This is a genomic window from Pseudomonas lundensis (assembly GCF_015377145.2).
Lineage (GTDB): Bacteria > Pseudomonadota > Gammaproteobacteria > Pseudomonadales > Pseudomonadaceae > Aquipseudomonas > Aquipseudomonas lundensis.
Genome location: NZ_CP062158.2, coordinates 983,730 through 1,002,750, shown reverse-complemented (window position 1 = coordinate 1,002,750; position 19,021 = coordinate 983,730). Strand labels below are relative to the sequence as shown.

At 56.5% G+C, this 19,021-nt stretch carries 15 protein-coding genes and 1 pseudogene; 5 read left to right on the top strand and 11 right to left on the bottom strand.

The features are described from left to right. Positions 1-24: 24 nt before the first annotated feature. Complete coding sequence (locus IF654_RS05040) at positions 25-2,154, bottom strand: sulfatase-like hydrolase/transferase (protein WP_080960305.1); 2,130 nt, start codon at positions 2,152-2,154, stop codon at positions 25-27. Positions 2,155-2,673: 519 nt separating this feature from the next. Further along, the gene (locus IF654_RS05035; RefSeq protein WP_094987407.1) at positions 2,674-3,774 is read right to left on the bottom strand and encodes a polyamine ABC transporter substrate-binding protein; all 1,101 of its coding nucleotides are present in this window, start codon (positions 3,772-3,774) and stop codon (positions 2,674-2,676) included. A gap of 589 nt (positions 3,775-4,363) precedes the next feature. On the opposite strand from IF654_RS05035, the pseudogene IF654_RS23230 reads away from it, so the two are divergent. Then, a pseudogene (locus IF654_RS23230) lies at positions 4,364-4,786 on the top strand (MCP four helix bundle domain-containing protein); the annotation flags it as partial. 6 nt (positions 4,787-4,792) lie between these two features. After that, entirely contained in the window at positions 4,793-5,923 is a 1,131-nt protein-coding gene (locus IF654_RS05030; protein WP_418889556.1) for a methyl-accepting chemotaxis protein, read from the top strand. 91 nt (positions 5,924-6,014) lie between these two features. Here IF654_RS05030 and cyoE read toward each other — a convergent pair whose 3' ends face one another. The 7 genes from cyoE to hmpA all read right to left on the bottom strand — a co-directional run bounded on the left by cyoE (position 6,015) and on the right by hmpA (position 13,569). Continuing rightward, positions 6,015-6,902: a heme o synthase gene (cyoE, locus tag IF654_RS05025; protein ID WP_047273811.1), complete on the bottom strand. Its 888-nt coding sequence runs from the start codon at positions 6,900-6,902 to the stop codon at positions 6,015-6,017. A 10-nt stretch (positions 6,903-6,912) separates the two neighbouring features. Then, positions 6,913-7,239, bottom strand: a complete 327-nt coding sequence (gene cyoD, locus IF654_RS05020) for a cytochrome o ubiquinol oxidase subunit IV (RefSeq protein WP_047273810.1) — start codon at positions 7,237-7,239, stop codon at positions 6,913-6,915. Next, entirely contained in the window at positions 7,240-7,866 is a 627-nt protein-coding gene (locus tag IF654_RS05015; RefSeq protein WP_047273809.1) for a cytochrome o ubiquinol oxidase subunit III, read from the bottom strand. Between the two features lie 3 nt (positions 7,867-7,869). Beyond that, a complete protein-coding gene (cyoB, locus tag IF654_RS05010; protein WP_047278870.1) occupies positions 7,870-9,894 on the bottom strand; it encodes a cytochrome o ubiquinol oxidase subunit I in 2,025 nt (674 codons plus the stop codon). Between the two features lie 3 nt (positions 9,895-9,897). Further along, positions 9,898-10,836 (bottom strand): ubiquinol oxidase subunit II, encoded by a 939-nt coding sequence (gene cyoA / locus IF654_RS05005; RefSeq protein ID WP_047273807.1) that lies wholly within the window; start codon positions 10,834-10,836, stop codon positions 9,898-9,900. Between the two features lie 799 nt (positions 10,837-11,635). After that, positions 11,636-12,145, bottom strand: coding sequence for a disulfide bond formation protein B (locus IF654_RS05000; protein WP_047273805.1), 510 nt, complete (start codon positions 12,143-12,145; stop codon positions 11,636-11,638). A 242-nt stretch (positions 12,146-12,387) separates the two neighbouring features. Continuing rightward, complete coding sequence (hmpA, locus tag IF654_RS04995) at positions 12,388-13,569, bottom strand: NO-inducible flavohemoprotein (RefSeq protein WP_047273803.1); 1,182 nt, start codon at positions 13,567-13,569, stop codon at positions 12,388-12,390. A gap of 162 nt (positions 13,570-13,731) precedes the next feature. Between hmpA and norR the strand changes: the two genes are divergently transcribed. The 3 genes from norR to IF654_RS04980 all read left to right on the top strand — a co-directional run bounded on the left by norR (position 13,732) and on the right by IF654_RS04980 (position 16,985). After that, positions 13,732-15,285, top strand: coding sequence for a nitric oxide reductase transcriptional regulator NorR (norR, locus tag IF654_RS04990; RefSeq protein ID WP_094987409.1), 1,554 nt, complete (start codon positions 13,732-13,734; stop codon positions 15,283-15,285). A 316-nt stretch (positions 15,286-15,601) separates the two neighbouring features. After that, complete coding sequence (locus tag IF654_RS04985; RefSeq protein ID WP_047273801.1) at positions 15,602-16,504, top strand: chemotaxis protein CheV; 903 nt, start codon at positions 15,602-15,604, stop codon at positions 16,502-16,504. A gap of 4 nt (positions 16,505-16,508) precedes the next feature. After that, positions 16,509-16,985: a GNAT family N-acetyltransferase gene (locus tag IF654_RS04980; RefSeq protein ID WP_070413771.1), complete on the top strand. Its 477-nt coding sequence runs from the start codon at positions 16,509-16,511 to the stop codon at positions 16,983-16,985. Between the two features lie 4 nt (positions 16,986-16,989). On the opposite strand, the gene IF654_RS04975 is transcribed toward IF654_RS04980, so the two are convergent. Both IF654_RS04975 and IF654_RS04970 read right to left on the bottom strand, forming a co-directional pair. Then, positions 16,990-18,570, bottom strand: a complete 1,581-nt coding sequence (locus tag IF654_RS04975) for a methyl-accepting chemotaxis protein (RefSeq protein ID WP_472853219.1) — start codon at positions 18,568-18,570, stop codon at positions 16,990-16,992. Between the two features lie 158 nt (positions 18,571-18,728). Further along, a complete protein-coding gene (locus IF654_RS04970; RefSeq protein WP_194862712.1) occupies positions 18,729-18,974 on the bottom strand; it encodes a hypothetical protein in 246 nt (81 codons plus the stop codon). Positions 18,975-19,021: the final 47 nt, after the last annotated feature.

Here is a 19,021-nt window from a genome sequence, read left to right as displayed (position 1 = left end):
GCAAAACTGAACCACGGATTTTGCTTACCAGTTCACAGCACCTGCGCTCCAGTAACCGAATGCCCAGCAGTTTCTGGCCGGATCCACTCGTTGCGGAGCGCTCGCTGCGGCTAATTGACAGGATTTGATATCACCGTGGGCAATCAGCTTGTAGTCGACCCCATTTGAGCTATAGAGATATTGCAACGTCGGTGAATCCGTATTCGTAGGATCCTGAATCAACTTCGGGATGTACGTCGGGGCAAGTCCACGGATCCAGTCCGGCGCAGAGCGTCCCCAACTGGAATAGATGCCGTCCCACTGATCACTCTTTGGATACGCACCGTTCACTTCATAATAACGGGCCAGTGCTGCATTAAGCTGCCCCAAATCATCCAACCGTTGTTCGTACAGTGCACCTGGCCCACCAAATACCACTTCACCACTCTTTTTGAATGCACTCACAATATCGGCCTCGCGCAAGAGCTTCGCCGTTTTTTGCTCATCGAAGGTGTAGGAGGATTTAGCGTCTTTAACTACATCAATATAAAGATATGGGTCTGTTTTCACATCTCGGTCACCCAACAGATCAAGGCCAGGATAACGATCACACTCAGCGGAAGGTGTCTGCGACTTCAAGCACAATGTCTTGGCCAAGTCACTTAGGCTGACGGGGTCATTATTAACACTCATGGCTTCATTATTGACTGACTCAGCCTTCACCATCAGCAATGGGCGGTAGCGATTATAACCCCACAGAGAATGACCATTGATCGTGTAACTATCTGGTGCTTCTTCGAAGTAATGTGCGACAGCACCATGATCACTCTTTAACACCAGCAACGTTTTATCGTACACGCCTAATGCTTTTAGTTTTTCAATTACACCTGCGGCCTGCTGAAGTGAGCAACGGGTTTCGTTCAACAGGCCCTGCAAGTTTTGATTCGCAGCAAACCACTGCGCATCGTCGCTTCTGTATTGACAGGTCTCGTCAAAATCAACTGGGAAATGGGTATGTAAGAAATGCATATAACGCACAACGCGAGGTGATTCGCCAGTTTTGAGCTTATGCGTCAATTCAATTAAATCATCAACCTGCAACGTACCTTCGGCATCCCAGGACGCCCCCTTGTGCTCCGTCATTCGCTCAAGGTTATATTTGCCAAGTAATGTTTTTTTCAGGTTTGCCACACCATCCCCAACAATACCTGAAAGGTATCCCGTGCCTACACGCGCCGCAGCATAGGTGTAGATATCAAAGGCATTGGACAACTGCTGTCCTTGCAAACGTTTAGCCAGAGCGCCGGGGGCGACTCTGGCATTGACGTCAGGATTAAAATCACCATAGACGCCGTATGTCATCACGTCAGACTGTGCGTTAATTTCGCGCTGAATCGAATTTACATTGTCCTTTAATTTCTTATCGACCTCTTTCGAATTTTCCGACAAGGCTCGAAAATCTATATTCCCCAATACTTCTGACCGAAGGGAAGCAACCGTTGCAGGCGCAGTGGAAACAGCATTATTGAAGAAAACAAAATCCCCAAACACTTTTTTCAGTTCGGGATCAGCCTCCAGTACGCGCGCAGCTACATTGCCTGCAAGCCCATCAAAGCTTAAGACCAGCACGTTACTTTTATTTGAAAGCGTCAAGAAACGTTCAACGGACTGATCAGCATCCGGTCGCGTCATCATGTCGTAAAACGTTGGCATGGCAGCGCCTACAGACCCGACAGTCAGAACGACTGCAAACAACTGCACGGCCGACTTCAGACGTGTAAACGTCAATACCGTCATCACCAGCGCACTTAGGCTAACAATGACAAGATTCAAGGTATGGGTAGGTAATTTATCCAGTTCAACCATTCCCGCACGCTCAACCAGCGGAAAAATAAAACCGGCAATAATCACCCAGAACAAAACGTAGTACATCACTAAATCAGACAACCACCTCAACTTCAAAGCGCCAAGTACGACTGCCATCAACACTAAAAATAAAGCCCCAACCCCCCACACAATTAAAACAACTTCTATAAAACTAAACGCATTTAAGTTGACGTCACTTCCAGCCAAATAAACTGCATAAAGTGGTATGCAAACACCAATGACTAACGCTAGCAAAACCGGCAGCGCATAGTGCTTTACATAATTACTCATCATACTTTCAACATCCATAATTCAGTATTCTTCGCAGCTACAATGCCGGAAATATTAATTTTTAGTGACAAAATAATATCACTAAGCTACTACCTGCGCACGAACAAAATAGACACATCCCCCCTCACTCAAAGCATTTCCCCTACTGTACAAAGCGAAAATCCGACTGCCTCAATCTCCCCCCCAGGGAAATCCGTCGAAGGCTGAATCGTTTACCCCAGTCGACTAGTATCGAATAGCGATACACCGAAGAATTCAAAAAGATGCCACCCCGACTTACTTACTATTCGTTTGGCCAATATAAATTTTGTGACAATTTATTTTTCTTACGACTGGGTAGATCTTTGAAGAACGGGGGCGTATCAAACCTACGGCGTGGTGAAGAGACTTAAATCCACAGTGGCATCTACACCTTGAACTCCCTTTGAAAGTGAGCACACCCAGTCGAGCTCTCACCCGACTGGTTCGTGCAATCAACTGACCCCAGCCCAGCACTTTTTCGCCAGTTCTAATGGATGACTTGAAACATGCCCCTCGTCACTTGTCCGACTTAATACTGGTCCAGACGCGTGTGCGTACCCGCTCCAGCTTTTGCGGCAACGGTTGCACCACGTAGAGGGTTTTCAGGGCTTGCGGGGTGGGCGTGAGGTTGGGGTTGCCGGTGATGTCTTGGTTGATCAGCGCGAGGGCGTCTTTGTTGGCATTGGGGTAACCGAGGAAATCACTGATCGGGGCGATGACGTTAGGGTCCAGCAAGGTATTCAGAAACGCGTGGGCTTCGTCGACATTCTTGGCGCTTTTGGGGATGGCGAAGGTGTCAAACCAGATCGGCGCGCCCTCTTTCGGCAAGCGCCAATCGACCACCACTCCATTGCCCGCCTCCTTGGCCCGGTTACCAAATTGATAGAAGCTGCCTGAGTAGCCAATCGCCACGCAAATATCGCCGTTCGCGATGTCTGTCATGTATTTGGCGGAGTTGAAGTAAGTCACGTAAGGACGGATTTTCATCATCAAGGCTTTGGCTTTTTCATAGTCCGCCGGATTCTGACTGTTGGGGTCCAGCCCGAGATAATGCAGGGCCAATGGCAGGATTTCCGATGCGGAGTCGAGCATGACGACGCCACAGGATTTGAGCTTCTCCATGTTCTCGGGCTTGAACACTAAATCCCAGCTGTCTACAGGTGCGTCGTCGCCCAGCGCCGCCTTGACCTTGGCCGGGTTGAAACCAATCAGCACCGTCCCGTACATGTAGGGAATGGCGTACTGATTACCGGGGTCGTTTTGATCCAACAACTTGAGTAATTCTGGGTCTTGATGCTGCCAGTTCGGCAATTTGCTGCGGTCCAGTTTTTGAAACACGCCGGCCTTGATCTGGGTGTCGAGGAACTGGTTCGACGGCACCACGAGGTCGTAGCCCGAATGACCTGTCAGCAATTTGGCTTCCAGCGATTCGTTGGTGTCGAAGGTGTCCCACGTCACCTTGATGCCTGTTTGCTTGGCAAAGTCCTTGGGCACGGAAGGCAGGATGTAGTCCGCCCAGTTGTACACCCGCAGCTCACGCTCATCTGCCTGTGCGGAGCCAGCCATTAATGCCAGCCCGCAGACGGTAGCATTCAGTACGCATTTCAGTGCATTCATCACGTGTTTCCCCAAATGGCGTGAGAGCGATCATTGTTATGTGCTGTGCACGGCAGTCACTCGCGAAAGCTGTTGAGACCGTATGCTTGGCGGCGATGCTGTTTTGATTCTTGCCGCGGACCTTGCAGGTTCACAGGGGCAGGCAGGCCAAAAGGGGATGATTGTGGCCACGAGGTCGCATCACGCCGTTAAAAAACCGTCACTCCAGGTTCAGCAATTGTCATGTTCAGGCATCCGCGACCGCGTCCGGGGGTGTGAAGACAGTCTTGAGCGCCATGCAGGCGTTTGCCCCCCCTTTTCGCATGGCTGATCTAACCAAACCCAGTAAGCAGCGAGCGCCGCGGCTGGCGAGAACGACCACGGGCTGGCGCACACTTTTTCACAAATTACTTTGACCCTGAGATCAAGTTACCGGACAGGCGGGCGATAGCATTCCGCTATCACTCTTTGGTGCGAGTATTTTCGCGCCGCTGTCTTACCTGCAAGCCCGCTTGCAGGCTGCCTTTGATGTTTAGGATCACTGATGAATTTACGTAACATGAATATTGCCCCACGCGCATTGCTGGGGTTTTCCCTGATTGGCACCCTGATGCTGATTTTGGGGATTTACGCCCTCACGCAAATGAGCAAAATCCATCAAGTCGGCCAGAACATTGCCACCAGCGATATGCCCAGCCTAGTTGGTCTCAGCGACTTCAGTTACTTCAACCAGCGCCAGCGCGTACTGAGCTATCAGCTGCGCGACGAGCCTGATCCCGACGCTAAAACCCGTGTATTCACTGAGCTGCAATCGCTGGAAGACCGCACCCGCAAAGCAATGGCTGACTATCTGCCGCTGATCAGCAGCCCGCAAGAGCGCGCCAGTTATGAACAACTGAGCCGCGAGCAAGCGCAGTACCGAACCCTCGAAGCACAGCTGATCCAGTTGGCGCGCAACGATCAACAGGACGAATTGAAGCGCCTGCAGGCCGGTCCCTTGAGCGTGGTTTCGCGCAATATCAGCGCCGCGATCGAATCGATGCTGGACATCAACTCCGCGCAAAGTGCCCGTGCTTATCGCCAAAGCACTGACGACTACGACACCACATTCAACTTCACCATCGCGCTGTTGTTGCTCGCGACCGGGCTGACCGTCCTCTGCGCCTGGCGGTTGACCCACAGCATCACCCACCCGATCGGGCAGGCGTTGGAAGCGGCGCAAGAGATTGCCAAAGGTAACCTGACACGCCCGATCACCGTGGAAGGCCGCGACGAAGCGGCTCGCCTGTTACTCGCCATGCAGAGCATGCAAAGCACCCTGCGTGACACGCTGCTGCACATTTCAGGGTCTGCCACGCAACTGGCCTGTGCGGCCGAAGAGCTCAACAGCGTGACCGACGAAAGCGCCCGCGGCCTCACGCAACAAAACAATGAGATTCAGCAGGCTGCGACCGCCGTGACCGAAATGACCAGCGCAGTGGAGGAAGTGGCACACAATGCGGTCAGTACCTCTGAAGCGTCTAAAAGTGCAGCCGACTCGGCGGGCGATGGCCGTGATCTGGTGCAAGAAACGGTTACCGCCATTGAAAGCATGGGCAATGACGTGCAAAGCACAGCCAATCTGATCGGGGAGCTGGCCAAGGAGTCGCAAGACATCGGCAAGGTGCTGGACGTGATTCGCGGCCTGGCCGACCAAACCAACCTGCTGGCCCTCAACGCCGCGATTGAAGCGGCGCGCGCGGGCGAAGCGGGTCGCGGTTTTGCCGTGGTGGCCGATGAAGTTCGGGCGCTGGCTCATCGCACGCAGCAATCGACCAGCGAAATCGAGCACATGATTAACAGCATTCAGGGAGGCACTGAGCACGCGGTCAACTCGATGCGCCAATGCACCGAGCGCGCCGAGTCGACGCTCAACATCGCCCGGGGTGCGGGACTGTCCCTGGAAACCATCAACGGGGCCGTCATCGAAATCAACGAGCGCAACCTGGTGATAGCCAGCGCCGCCGAAGAGCAGGCTCAAGTTGCGCGGGAAGTGGATCGCAACCTGATCAACATCAACGACCTGTCCGTACAGTCCGCCAGCGGCGCCACTCAGACCAACCTGGCCAGTAACGACCTGTCACGCCTGGCCATTGACCTCAATACCATGGTGGCTCGATTTAGCCTCTGAGGCGGGTTGAGCAACCCGGCCTGTGAAGACAGACTGCAAAAAAAATCCCCGCGCTTCTTTCGAAGGGCGGGGATTTTTTTATCCGGGATGCTTAGTGCGCGTAAGTCAGTAACAACTCCGTCGGCACTTTGAAATCCAGGGACATCATGACGCTCAGCGCGGTGATGGTGAAGATCGAGAACACGAACAGCTTGCGTGCCCAGACCTTGTCGTCGACGGCTTTGTAGCCCGTCCACGCCATGTACAGCCAGTACATGCCCATCGCGGCTGCCACGGCCATGTAGCTCATGCCGGCGTAACCGCCGAGGGTGAGCATCAGGGTCGCGATCAGGAACGCGAGGATGTAGAGCAGGATGTGCTTCTTGGCGACCTTGATCCCGCGCTTCACAGGCAACACCGGAATCGATGCAGCCAGGTAGTCATTGAAGCGGAAGATCGCGATGGCGTAGGAATGCGGCATCTGCCACAGGCTGAACATCACCAGCAATGTCAGCGCGGCCAGGTCGAAGCTGTTGCTCACAGCCACGTAGCCGATAACAGGCGGCATCGCACCCGACAGACTGCCAATCAAGGTGCCGTGAACCGACTTGCGCTTGAAGTACAGGCTGTACAAACCGACGTAAATCACGAAACCAATCGCGGCAAACAACGCTGCCAGCGGGTTGGCCACGCGGTACAGCAGTACAAGACCGGCGACCCCGAGCAAGGTGGCGTATACCAACGCCACCTTGAGGGAGATCAGGCCTTGCACCAGTACGCGGTTCTTGGTGCGGTCCATCTTGATGTCGATGTCACGGTCGATGCAGTTGTTGAACACGCAACCGGACGCAACCACCAGGGAGGTGCCGATCACCGCGGCCAGGAACAGGGCAAGATCGAAATGCCCCTTCGAGGCCAGGAAGAACCCGCCTGCCACAGAAAGCACGTTACCGAAAATGATCCCCGGTTTGGTGATTTGGATAAAGTGCTTAAAGGACATCGGGCTTACCTCACTTCGCCATCATTACAGTGTGGATGCTGAACATGATCCACAGGGACAGGCCGACCAACAGCACAATAACCAGCGCCGAGAACACCAGCGCGGCGACGTTATTGCGTTGTGCAGGCGAACGGTCCAGGTGCAGGAAATACACCAGGTGAACGACCACTTGAATCACGGCGAACAACAGCACGATCGCCAGCGTGGTCATTTTCGGCAGGGTTGGGTACATCACCAGCCCGAACGGAATGACGGTCAGGATCACCGACAAGATGAAGCCGATTACGTAGGACTTCACGCTGCCGTGGTTCGCGCCTTCAGAATGTGCGTTAGCCATTTACAGAGTCCCCATCAGGTAAACAACGGTGAATACGCAGATCCACACCACGTCCAGGAAGTGCCAGAACAGGCTCAGGCAGCTCAGACGCGTCTTGTTGGTCGCCGTCAGGCCCTTTTTCTGGACCTGATACATCATGATCGCCATCCAGATCAGACCGCTGGTCACGTGCAGACCGTGGGTACCGACCAGGGTGAAGAACCCGGACAGGAAGCCGGAACGGCTAGGCCCAAAGCCTTCGGAGATCAACAGGTGGAACTCGTTGATTTCCATGGCGATGAAGCCTGCACCGCACAGGAAGGTCAGGGCCAACCAGAACAGCACCTGACTTTTCTTGCCCTTGAACAGCGCCAGCATGGCGAAGCCATAGGTGATCGAGCTGACCAGCAGCAGTGCGGTTTCACCCAGCACGTACGGCAGTTCGAAGATGTCGTGGCCCGATGGGCCACCCGCTACGTTGTTAACCAATACCGCGTATACCGCGAAGATCGACGCAAACAAGATGCAGTCGGTCATCAGGTAGAGCCAGAAACCAAATACGGTTGTCTCGCCCGAGTCGTGGTGGTGGTCATCGTGCCCATGGTCGTGACCATGGGCCTGTCCAGCATGAGTCGCTAAGTTCGACATGGTTTATGCCTGTTCCAACTTGGTTTCAACACGGGTAGCCGGAATCTTGCCAGCGGCTACCAGACGCTTGTGCTGCTCGGCTTCGATGCGCTCGATGGTTTCCACCGGCACCATGTAGCCTTGGTCATCACGGGCCGCGTGGATCGCGAAGTACGCCACGGTGCCAACCAGGCTGACGATCGCCAACCACCAGATGTGCCAGATCATTGCGAAACCGAATACGGTCAGCAGTGCGCCCATCACCACACCGGTCGCGGTGTTGTTTGGCATGTGGATCGGTTCGTACTTGGCCGGAGCCTGGTACGCCGTACCGTTTTCCTTGGCTTCGGTGAACGGATCGATACCGTCGGCTTTTGGCAATACAGCAAAGTTGTAGAAAGGAGGTGGCGACGAGGTCGACCATTCCAGGGTGTGGCCATTCCATGGATCGCCGAATTCGCAGGCGTTCTCTGGCTTGTTGCGGTCACGGATGCTGACGTACAGCTGGATCAGCTGGCACGCAATACCCACGGCGATCAGTGCAGCACCGACGCACGCCACGTACAGGTAAGGCACCCACTCAGGGTTGGTGGTGGCGTTCAGACGACGGGTCATGCCCATGAAGCCCAGTGCATAGAGCGGCATGAACGCAACGAAGAAGCCGGTGATCCAGAACCAGAACGCTGCCTTGCCCCACTTCTCGTTCAGTTTGAAGCCGAACGCTTTAGGGAAGTAGAAGCTGAAACCTGCGATGTAACCGAATACCGCACCGCCGATGATCACGTTATGGAAGTGAGCAATCACGAACAGGCTGTTGTGCAGTACGAAGTCAGCACCCGGGATGGCCAGCAATACGCCTGTCATACCGCCGATGGCGAAGGTCACCATGAAGCCCAGTGTCCACATCACCTGGCTGGTGAACTGCAGACGGCCGCGGTAGATGGTGAATAGCCAGTTAAATAGCTTCACACCCGTCGGGATGGAAATCAGCATCGTCGCCAGACCGAAGAAGGCGTTGACGCTGGCACCCGAACCCATGGTGAAGAAGTGGTGCAGCCAAACCATGAAGCCCAGGATCGAGATCGCGCCACTGGCGTAGACCATCGAGTGGTGACCGAACAGACGCTTGCCAGTGAAGGTCGAGATGACTTCAGAGAAGATCCCGAACGCCGGCAGAATGAGGATATAAACCTCAGGGTGACCCCACGCCCAGAACAGGTTGACGTACATCATTGGATTGCCACCAAGTTCGTTGGTGAAAATGTGGAAATCCAAGTAACGGTCAAGTGTCAGCAGCGCCAGGGTAGCGGTCAGGATCGGGAACGAAGCCACGATCAGAACGTTTGCCCAGGTGCAGGTCCAGGTGAAGATCGGCATGTCCATGATCTTCATGCCAGGGGTACGCATTTTCAGCACGGTGGCCAGGAAGTTAACCCCGGTTAACGTCGTACCTAACCCCGATAGCTGCAGTGCCCAGATGTAGTAGTCCACACCCACGCCCGGACTGTACGCCAGACCTGACAACGGCGGATACGCAACCCAGCCGGTCTTGGCGAACTCGCCGACGCCCAGCGACAGGTTGACCAATACCACGCCCGACACCAGGAGCCAGAAGCTCAGGGAGTTCAGGAACGGATAGGCAACGTCACGTGCGCCGATCTGCAGCGGCACTGCAAGGTTCATCAGGCCGGTGAAGAATGGCATCGCCATGAAGATGATCATGATCACACCGTGAGCGGTGAAGATCTGGTCATAGTGTTCAGGTGGCAAGTAGCCAGGCGAACCTTCAGTGGCCATGGCCAGTTGGGTACGCATCATGACGGCGTCGGCAAAGCCACGCAGCAGCATGATCATGGCAACGATGATGTACATCACGCCAATTTTCTTGTGGTCGACTGACGTTAGCCATTCGGTCCACAGGTAGGTCCACTTTTTGTAGTACGTGAGTGCTGCAACCAACGCCAGACCACCGAGCAGAATCATAGCGACGGTAACCATCACTATCGGCTCGTGGAACGGTATGGCGTCCAGACTTAATTTACCAAACATCGTTTACTCCTCTGCCCCGGCAGCTGAATGCGAACTGGTGTCCAAACCTTCGGTCCCGGCCACTTCTTTCTTCTCGTGCTGCACCGGCTTGCCTGGTTTCATGCCTTCATACTTGTCGATGATGGTCTGGAACAGGTTCGGTTTGACCGAGGAGTAGAGCTCAACGGGATTGTTCTGACTTGGCTTGGTCAAGGCTTCGTATTCAGCTGTATCAAGCTGTTTAGGTGACGCTTTGACTTCACTTACCCACGCATCGAACTCAGCCTGGGAAGTCGCGATTGCTTTGAATTTCATGCCAGTGAAGCCCGCACCGCTGTAGTTGGCAGAAATGCCATCGAGCTCGGCGTTCTTGTTAGCAATCAAATGCAGCTTGGTCTGCATACCGGCCATGGCGTAGATCTGACCGCCCAGGCCTGGAATGAAGAACGAGTTCATGACCGTGTCGGACGTGATACGGAAATTAACCGGTGTGTTGGCCGGGAACACGATCTTGTTGACGGTGGCGATACCCTGTTCCGGGTAGATGAACAGCCACTTCCAGTCCATGGCCACCACTTCGATGGTCACAGGCTTGACGTCAGACTCAATCGGACGATACGGGTCCAGCGCGTGGGTCGACTTATACGTGATCACACCCAGCGCGATGATGATCAGGATTGGCACAGTCCAGATCACAACTTCGATCTTGGTGGAGTGAGACCATTTTGGTGCGTAGGTGGCGTTCTTGTTCGACGCGCGGTATTTCCACGCGAAAACAAGGGTCATCAAGATGACCGGCACCACGACCAAGAGCATCAGCAATGTAGCAGTGATGATCAGATTCTTTTCATCGACGCCGATCTGCCCCACCGGATCGAGCAACGTCATATTGCAGCCTCCCAGCAACAACATGCCGAAAAGTGGCAATAAGCCAAAGAGTCTGGGGTACCTTTTTTTAGTCATCTCACGACCTCTAAAACAGCTTGCACAATGCAGTTGGTTTTTTCCGCCAACACTTCACCCTGCCAAGGGTTGGCAATTTTCCGGATTGAATAAGGGCCTGCTTCATCGCGGTGAAGCGACTGGGCAAATCCTGGGTTAGCAGTGATTTCTTATTCGATACTGGGTCAAAGGCCTTGTCAGACCAATTCCATTTGGTGCGGAACTTAGAAGGGTTGCCAGTACCTTGGGAGTCGCATGGGAAGCCTGTAACAACCACCCAGGCGACCTTCAACTTCCCGCTTGGGCTCAGGGATGAGCAGGCTGGACGTTCAGTGCGGGCGATTGTAGTTAGGTAGCTCTCTATAAACCATGTCTCATCCCGAAATAATTATTCTCGGCTGTGGTAACAATCCCCCACTATTATTACGCGCCGCGTTTGAAGCCCCTCCCTGACGCGCCTGTAGCACGCCCTTCCCCCTTAGCTGAATCCGCCCCTTTTTAGCGCACGAAAACTCATTCCCCATCGGGCCAAAACGCCCAAACAAAAAGGCTTGCAGCGTTTTTGATGGCGCCTTGCATGGACCTTTTCAAGCCCTGCTACAGCGTCAAAACGCCTCATGGGTGGTGAAACCAGTGAGACGTTTCAGCCGCGTATTGTGAAATGAAAACATCCCCTGTGACAATTTCTCCGTGACAATATGTCGCAGTGCTGCGCACCCCTTCACTGCGGCGGATCACACCCTCTTCACCTTTTTCATGGACGAAAAAAAGCCTCGCCCTTGCGCACAAGAACGAGGCGGCTGCAACCTGATTTAGGGTTTCAGGCAGGTTTGCTGCGATTGCGGTAAATGCCCAGCGGCACCAGCACGGCCGTCAGAACGAAAGCCACCAGCGCCCACTGCGCCAGCGACAGGCCCAGCACAGGCGGATACGGCGTCGAACAGAAACCATCAACCTGAAAACCCAGCGGGAAGACGGCAGCCAAAGGCAAGCCGTCCACAATCGGTTGCAGGGTATCCAGACCGCAACTGACCGCAGGGTTAGCCAGGATGTACACGTGGCGCCCCGCCGCGACGATCCCGCCAATGGCGCTTAATACCACCAACCCCTCAAACACCGTCATGCTGCGCCGGGTGCGCATGGCCGCGCCAATGAAGGCAAAAATTGCGATCAGCAGTAACGCATAACGTTGCAGGATGCACAGCGGGCAAGGCGCCTCACCGAGCACGACCTGCATATACAGCGCACCACCAATGAGGGCGAGGCAAATCAGCCCCAGCAAGACCAGAAAGCGCTTTTCGCGCCCCAGTCGCATCATGTCGTCCGTCATCGTGTTTCCTTTTGCCTGATTGTCCAAGGGCCGTCCGGCCGTCACAAAGCGCGCAGTTTACACCCAGACCTACAGCATGGATGCAGGGCAACTGCAGGAAGAGGATTAACAACGGGCGGGATTAAAGCGCGATTAACAAAAAAACCCGCAGCCATCGCCTGCCCCTCATCACGCTAGGCGCGAGGTCAACAGACGATCACTACGGGGCGCGTTGGCCGTTTATGGGCTCGGCCAGTAACGGTTTATTCCAGCGCAGCAGCCGGGCCGAAAAACTCGTAGCGGCTTTGCTTTTCAGGCACACCCAACGCCTTGAGCTGACGCTTGATAGCGCTCATGAAGCCCTTGGGCCCGAGGAAGTAAGCATCGACATCACGATCGGCCGGCAACCATTTTTCCAGCAGTTCGGCGTTCAACAGGCCCACGTGATCGGCGCCCGGTCCCTGCCCGTCATGTTCGGCATAGCAGTAAAAACGCTGCAATTGCGGGTATTGCTCGGCCAGCTCATCCACCCAGCCGCGGAATGCGTGCACCTGAGCGTTACGCGCGCAGTGGATGAAATGGATGGGCCGCTGCGTGGTCAACGCCCTTTCCAGCATCGGCAAGGTCGGCGTAATGCCTACGCCGCCGCTGATCAGCACCAGCGGTTTTTCACTGTCGGTCAATGTGAACTCACCCGCTGGCGGGAACAACTCCACGACGTCGCCCACTTGCAAACGGTCATGCAGGTAATTGGACACCACCCCGCCCACCTCGCGCTTGACGCTGATGCGATAACGACCCACCTGCGCCAGCGCCGATAACGAGTAGTTGCGACGGGCTTCGACACCGTCGATGTCCAGTTTGATACCAATGTACTGACCCGGCTCAAATTCGAGGATCGGCTGCTGGTCAACCGGCCGGAAGTAAAAGGAGGTGATCTCGGCGCTTTCATCGATCCTGGCAGCCAGCTTGAACGCGCGACCGCCCCGCCAGCCGCCCGGCGCAGCGGCCTTGGCATCGTAAATGGCCGCTTCGGCGCCGATCAGGATATCGGCCAGTTGCCCGTAAGCAGCGCCCCACGCCGCCAATACTTCAGGGGTCGCGATGTCACTGCCCAGCACTTCTTCGATCGCACGCAACAGGCACTTACCGACAATCGGGTAATGCTCGGGCAGGATTTGCAGTGCCACGTGTTTGTTGATGATCCTGGCGACCAGATCACCCAATTGGTCGAGCTGATCGATGTGGCGGGCGTACATCAGCACCCCGGTGGCCAAGGCGCGGGGCTGATCACCGCTGGCCTGATTGGCCTGATTGAACAACGGGCGTACCTCGGGGTACTCCGACAGCATCATCCGGTAGAAATGGGTGATTAAGGCCTCACCGCCGCTTTCCAGCAGCGGTACGGTGGATTTGACGATGGCACGATCCTGAGCAGTAAGCATAAAGGTGACTCCATAGCACGTAGGCAGTAACTAAAACTTGATGACCATTGAGGTATCAGAATCCGTGCCAACTTTTAAACCCTTTAAAAACAGCGAGTTAAAACAATATTAGTCATTATGACTCAGGCTGATTTATAGTCGGTTCGACTACATGAGGTCAAAATGACTGCAAAACTTCTGCTCACCACGTTATTGCCCCTAGTCGCTGACCTGTCCCGCGAACTGCCAGAGAGCGAGCGTTACCGCCGCTTGCTTGAGGCCATGCGCGCTCTGCTGCCGTGCGATGCCGCCGCCTTGCTGCGCCTTGATGGCGAGTGGCTGGTGCCGCTGGCGGTTGACGGCCTGAGCCTCGACACCCTCGGACGACGCTTCAAGGTCAACGAACACCCGCGCTTTGACGTGTTGCTCAGCAGCCCCGGCCCGACACGATTCCCCAGTAATTGCGACCTCCCCGACCCGTACGACGGCCTGGTGGACGGGCTGGCCGAGCATCTGGAAATTCACGATTGCATGGGTTGCCCGCTGTTCATTGACGAGAAACCCTGGGGGCTGCTGACCCTGGATGCCTTGGACCCTAAACGCTTCGAACCCATCGAGCTGGATGCCCTGCAAGCCTTCGCCAGCCTCGCGGCCGCTACGGTAAACGTGGCCCAGCGTATTGAACGGCTGGCGTTGCGGGTGGAAGACGAACAACTCAAGGCAGAGCTGTACCGGCAGGCCAACGGCTCCCCCCACAAAGAATTGATAGGCCAGAGCAAAGCCCACAAACGCCTGATCGACGAAATCGCGCTGGTGGGCAGCAGTGACCTGACGGTCCTGATCACCGGCGAAACGGGTGTGGGCAAAGAGCTGGTGGCGCAAGCGATTCATGCCGCCTCACCACGCGCTGACAAACCGATGATCAGCCTCAATTGCGCGGCGCTGCCCGACACGTTGGTCGAAAGCGAACTGTTCGGCCATGTGCGCGGTGCCTTCACCGGTGCCACCAACGATCGGCGGGGCAAATTCGAACTGGCCAACGGCGGCACGCTGTTCCTCGACGAAGTGGGCGAACTGTCCCTCACCGTACAAGCCAAACTGCTGCGCGTGCTCCAAAGCGGCCAGTTGCAACGTTTGGGATCGGATCAGGAGCACCGCGTCGACGTTCGCCTGATCGCCGCCACCAACCGCGACCTTGCTGAAGAAGTGCGCAGCGGCCGCTACCGCGCCGACTTCTACCATCGCCTCAGCGTCTACCCACTTAAAGTACCCGCCCTGCGCGAACGCGGGCGCGACGTGTTACTGCTCAGCGGCTTCTTCCTTGAGCAAAACCGCTCACGCATGGGCCTGGGCAGCTTACGCCTGAGCCCCGACGCGCAAGCCGCGCTGGTGCATTACGACTGGCCGGGCAACGTGCGCGAGCTGGAACACCTCATCGGCCGCAGCGCCCTCAAAGCACTGGGCAACTGCCCGACACGCCCGCGCATACTGACCCTCACCGCCCACGACCTGGACCTGCCCTCCACCCGCGTCACCGAGGCGGCCCAACCCACACCCACACCCACCACAATGGCCGAGACAACCGGCGACCTGCGCCAAGCGACTGAGCACTACCAAAGAAACCTCATCAGCGCCTGCCTGGAACGCCATCAACACAACTGGGCCAGCGCTGCGCGTGAACTGGGACTGGACCGGGCCAATCTGGGGCGATTGGCCAAGCGGTTGGGGTTGAAATAGGTTTGGGCACCTCAGTGCGTTGTCATTCAGCGAACAGGCCGACAGATGGGTTGAACGCCTGAGACGGCGGCCCAACACCTGCGCGTTTTTTTTGCGCTGCGCGTGAGAGCGTGGGCTAATCGCAAGATCGCAGATGCCTTAAGGAAACACGGGCCGTTTACAAACTTTTCGCGCAGGCGACCGGCAGACAATCCACCCTAAACCGGGATTGATCCGGGGGTTTTGCTAAAGACCCTTCCACTTAGGTCGATAACCCTGTATCGCTCGCCGCTGTTGGCTTATGGCCCGCGCGCATTTCTTTACACAGAAGGTTTTTATGTCATCCCACAACGCCCGCGCAGATTCTCTTTCGCTTCTGCTGTTCACTTTGCGCAGCGGCAAGCTGATGGCGATTAACTTGCTCAAGGTCAGCGAAATCATCCCCTGTCCGCCACTGACGAAAATGCCGGAGTCGCACCCGCATGTAAAAGGCATTGCCGTGCTGCGCGGGGCGTCGCTGGCGGTGATTGACTTGAGTCGTGCCATCGGTGAGCAGCCGCTGGAAGACCCTAACGGTGGCTGCCTGATCGTCACGGATGTCAGCCGCTCCAAGCAGGGGCTGCATGTGCAGGCGGTGAGCAAGATCATTCATTGCCTGAGTACCGACATCCGCCCGCCGCCCTATGGTTCGGGCGGTTCGCGCTCGTTCATTACCGGCGTGACGCGGGTCGATGACGTGCTGGTGCAGGTGCTGGACATCGAAAAAGTGATTCACGGCATTGCGCCTTCGCAGATCGTTGAGGACCCGGACGCCGTGACCATGGAAGAAGCGGAATTGCTGGCCAATGCACGGATTCTGGTGGTCGATGACAGTCAGGTCGCCCTGCAACAATCTGTGATTACCCTGCGCAATCTGGGCTTGCAGTGCCATACCGCTCGCAGCGCCAAAGAAGCTATCGACCGCTTGCTGGAACTGCAGGGCACGAAAGATCAGATCAACCTGGTGGTGTCGGACATCGAAATGTCCGAGATGGATGGCTACGCCTTCACCCGAACGCTGCGCGAAACCCCGGACTTCAGTCACTTGTATGTGTTGTTGCACACCTCGCTCAACAGCGCCATGAACAGCGAGAAAGCGCGCCTCTCCGGGGCAAATGCGGTGCTGACCAAGTTCTCGTCGCCAGACCTGACCAAGTGCCTGATTGAAGCCGCCCGTACCGTCGCCGCTCAAGGGTATTGAACCCGTGAGCGGGGCGTGCCTGCTGCTGCGCAAGGACTTGCGCGCACCTTTGCCGCCCGCTCAGCCCTGGCCTGAAGGCTTCACGCTGAGCCCCCTCAACCCGAGCCTGATTGAGCCGGTTCATGCCTTGCTTGTTGCGGGCTACGCCGACGGACAGGGCAGCGTGCTCCCCTTGCAGGCATGGCAGCAGGCGCTGGGTCGCGATGCCGACTACGATCCCACGCTGTGTTTTGTGCTGCGACACGCCGCACGCGTGGTGGGGGTTGCGCAGGCCTGGACCAGCGCGTACCTGAAGGATTTGGTGGTTCACCCTGCGTATCGCGGACGCGGACTGGGCAGCACGCTGCTGGAACATGTGTTTCTTACGTTCCGCCAGCGTGGCGAAGCCTGTGTCGACCTCAAGGTCATGGAGCACAACCTCAAGGCCCGCGACCTGTACGCCCGCCACGGCATGGTTCTGGTTCAGCGTGAAACGCTTTGACGGCCTAGCGCCGGGACTGCCAGAAGTCCTGAGCCAGGCTGCGTAAGGCTGCCGCCAGAGCGGACACATCCCCGGAGTTGCGCTGGCTCTGTTGCCCGGCGTTGACCGTGACCTCGCAGGCGCTGCGAATCCCTGCGATGTTGCGGTTGATGTCTTCACTGACCACGCTTTGCTCTTCAACGGCCGAGGCTATCTGCACGCTCATTTCGGTGATTCTTTTGATTTGCAGGCTGATGCCGTCCAGCGCACTGCTGGCCAATTGCGCTTGGCTGGCGCTGCTTTGCGCGTACTCGCTGCTTTGCTGCATCACCTGCACCGCGGCCCGCGCACCGTTTTGCAGGGTGCTGATCATCTGCTGAATTTCGCTGGTGGACTGCTGAGTGCGCTGCGCAAGACCGCGCACTTCGTCCGCCACAACCGCAAACCCGCGCCCCTGATCGCCCGCACGGGCTGCTTCAATGGCAGCGTTGAGCGCCAGCAGGTTGGTTTGCTCCGCGATGCTGCGTATCACCTCCAACACCGATGAAATATCACTGCTGTGGTTTTCGAGGTGATGAACCACTTCAGTGGCTCGCACCAGCTCAGTGGCCAAATGCTGCGCCGAGGTGCGACTTCTGATCACCAGGTCGTAGCCTTCGCGGGTTTCATGCTCGACACGATCAGCCGCCTGCGAAGCCTGCTGCGCATTGCTTGCCACTTGGGCCACACTGGCCGCCATTTCGTTAATGGCGATAGCGACCTGATCGGTTTCCAGTTGCTGATGCAGGGTGCTGTTGTGGCTGCTTTGCAGGTGCTCCACCAGTTCACCGGCGTGCCCGGCCAAGCGCTGGGAAGCGTCACCGATACGCCCGACCACAGCCCCGACCTGGGCTTGCAACATGTGCAGTGCGAACTCGATCTGCCCGAGTTCGTCTTGGCGGCCGGTATAGATCTGCTGGCTCAATGGGTTATCCCCCACGTCCTTGGCGCGACGGGCCAAAGCGCTCAAGGGTTTGAGCCCCCACGCGATGGCGGCCGAACTGAGCACGCTGCCCGCCAGCCAGAGCCCTAAACCCGCTGGCGGATTAATCTGCGGCAACATCACCGTGCCGATCGCCATGACAGCACCCAACACGGCACTGACCAATAACGCTATTTTGCTGGTCAACCCCAACGTGGGCAGACGCCTCCACAGCGGCATCGGCCCTGCGCGCAGAGCGGCATAACACGCTTCAGCCACCGCAACCCGCTCCGGGGTTGGGTGAGTACGCACCGATTGATACTCGACGGTTTCGCCGTTTTGCATGACCGGCGTGACGTAGGCGCTGACCCAATAATGGTCGCCATTCTTGCAGCGGTTTTTCACCATCCCCATCCATGAGCGTCCAGCCTTGAGCGTCTGCCACATATGGCTGAAGGCAGCGGCGGGCATATCGGGGTGACGCAGCACGTTGTGGGTGCTGCCCAGCAACTCACTCAACTCATACCCGCTGACGTTTATAAAGTCGGGGTTGGCGTAGGTGATACGGCTGTCGAGGTCGGTGGTGGAGAGGATGTTAGCGTCGGGTGCAAAATCAACGGATCGGCCGGTAATCGGTAGATTGATTTTCATAACAGGCGCGCTCGAAATATTGGGAGGAGTCGGCAGGGCTGTCGACTCTAAGCGCACCCATTAACGAAATACTGATCTGGCGCAGGTTCGCCGACGTTAATCGGTAAACCACTGAAAATCGGCGATATGCGCCGGTTTTCCGACGTCAAAAATTAACGTTTGCCCATGGCTTTACGGGTGCCATGGGGTGGCGCGCCCGGGGTTTTGTCATGACCGCCCTTGCCCGACTTTTGATACCAGGGCTGGTTGTCTTTTTTGGCCTGGGCGAAGGCCGACGGGTTGAACGGAAAGCTGAATGCAGGAACGGCCGGTTTGTCGGCGGCGTTCGCAGTGGCTTCCAGCTCGGCCGGTTCAGCCGCGAGGGTTTCAGGAGCCGTCGGTTGTTTGGAGGAAGTCATGAAAGCTCCGGAGGATGCGGGGTAGGAAGAAAGCCGCGCAGTATACC